The following is a 1,599-nucleotide window of genomic DNA, read 5'->3' as shown; positions in this document are numbered from 1 at the left end:
GAACGCACCCCACCTCGTCGCCCTCGTGCGAGCCGGAGCCCGCTTCGAACGCGGTCACCTCGTTGAACGACCCGAGCCCGCTGCTGCATGAACAACCCGCCGATCCACAGGATTTGACAATTGCTCCAGTTCCCGTCGTCGAGGAGCCTCCCAGCCCGCCCCTTGGTGACCGTGGTGAACACCACGCCGTCCCGGTCCCGCCCGTGCATGTGACGCTCGAGCGCTTCCAGAACATGCGGAGGGATGGGCACCTCCCGTCGGCTCCTCGAGCTCTTGGGGTACTCCTTGATCCCCGACTTCGTGTTGACCTCGACGACGAAGAGACGTGAGCGCTGCCAGTCGATCCGGTGTCCGTGGAGCCCAGACAGCTCGCCCCAGCGCAAGCCGGTGTAGAAGCCGAGCAGGACCATGGTCCGCCAGGGATCGACGAGCTGGTCGAGGATGGCCTGCGCCTGCCCGAGGGTGAACCACTGCGGGGGCTTCTCCGCGATGGTCGGCAGGTCGATACGCCGGCAGGGCGATACAGCGATCAGGTCCTCGTCGACTGCGGCGCGCATGATCGACTTGGTGAGGTTGTACGCACGGTGAATCGCCGAGACGCCCTTGTCGTCCTTCACCAGCTTGCTGATCCATGCCTGCATGTCCATGCGGGCTATGGCCTGTATCTCCCAGTCCGCCCAGTGCGGCATGACGTGGGTCTTGATGCTCGAGGCATCTCCCCGACGAGTGTGAGGTTCGACGACTCGAGCCTCCCACCACCGGTCGTGCCAGTCCCTGAACTTGATCTCGCCAGCGCGCGGGTCACGCAAGACACCGCGAGCAAATTTCATCTCGAGGTCGGCTGCCCAAGCCTTGGCCTGCGTCTTAAGAGGAAAGGATTCTGTGAACCGGTCGCCACCCGGATTCCGGACGGTGGCCTGCCACTTTCCAGACTTCAGCTTGCGAAGGTACGCCATGATCTCTTTCAGGAGGGCAATTCAGGAAAACTTGAGATTGAAAATGCGCGAACAGCCTGCAGCTCAAGCAGCGCGACGCTTGGGCAGGCCGACCGTGCGGCGCTTAATGAGCGCTTCGACATCGGCGCTCGGGATCCGCACCCGCGAGCGTTCGACACCGGTCCGAAGGTCGACAATGGACAGTTCACCGGAAGCGACAAACCGGTAGACCGTGCGACGGCTCACGTCAAGAAGCCCAGCCACGGTCGGCACGGACAGAAGTCGGTCACTCATGCTTCGTACTCCTCATAGCGCTGCAAATTTGCCGCCGCTGCGGGAGTGACTCGAGATCGGGTTCGCGGAACTCATAGACGTTCCACGAGCCGTTACGCAGCCGGCACTCTCAAACTGGGCAGCTCTACGCCCGCGCCGAAGCCACCGCCAAGTAGTCAGCGCGAACAACACTCAGTTTGTTGAGGAGGACCGGTTTGGTTAACCGGAGGTTTGCCGCTATAAGCAGGAGCCCGCAAGCGTGGCCCTGTCGGCGACGGTCGAACTCTGACCCTTTGACGGCGTGTCAATACTGACCCATTTGTGGATCTTCATCTCATTCTGGCCTTGCTGATCAAGGTCAGGAGGAAAGGGTGATCCTCGTGGAAGACTG

Annotated in this window: 2 protein-coding genes; both read right to left on the bottom strand. The window is 62.0% G+C overall.

Features of this window, described 5'->3' with window-relative positions:
• Nucleotides 1-956 (bottom strand): tyrosine-type recombinase/integrase (locus tag K6I34_RS36720; protein ID WP_229332352.1); only part of this gene is annotated, 956 nt, incomplete at its 3' end.
• A 63-nt stretch (nt 957-1,019) separates the two neighbouring features.
• Nucleotides 1,020-1,229, bottom strand: a complete 210-nt coding sequence (locus K6I34_RS36715; protein ID WP_079110137.1) for a helix-turn-helix domain-containing protein — start codon at nt 1,227-1,229, stop codon at nt 1,020-1,022.
• Nucleotides 1,230-1,599: the final 370 nt, after the last annotated feature.

Origin of the sequence: Streptomyces sp. UNOC14_S4, from assembly GCF_020740835.1 — a bacterium.
Taxonomy (GTDB): domain Bacteria; phylum Actinomycetota; class Actinomycetes; order Streptomycetales; family Streptomycetaceae; genus Streptomyces.
The sequence above is the reverse complement of the archived record's forward strand: the minus strand, read 5'-3'. Positions and strand labels throughout refer to the sequence as shown.

Excerpts from the sequence above, each read along its gene's own strand:
- K6I34_RS36715 (WP_079110137.1), bottom strand. The coding sequence starts at position 1,229 with ATGAGTGACCGACTTCTGTCCGTGCCGACCGTGGCTGGGCTTCTTGAC.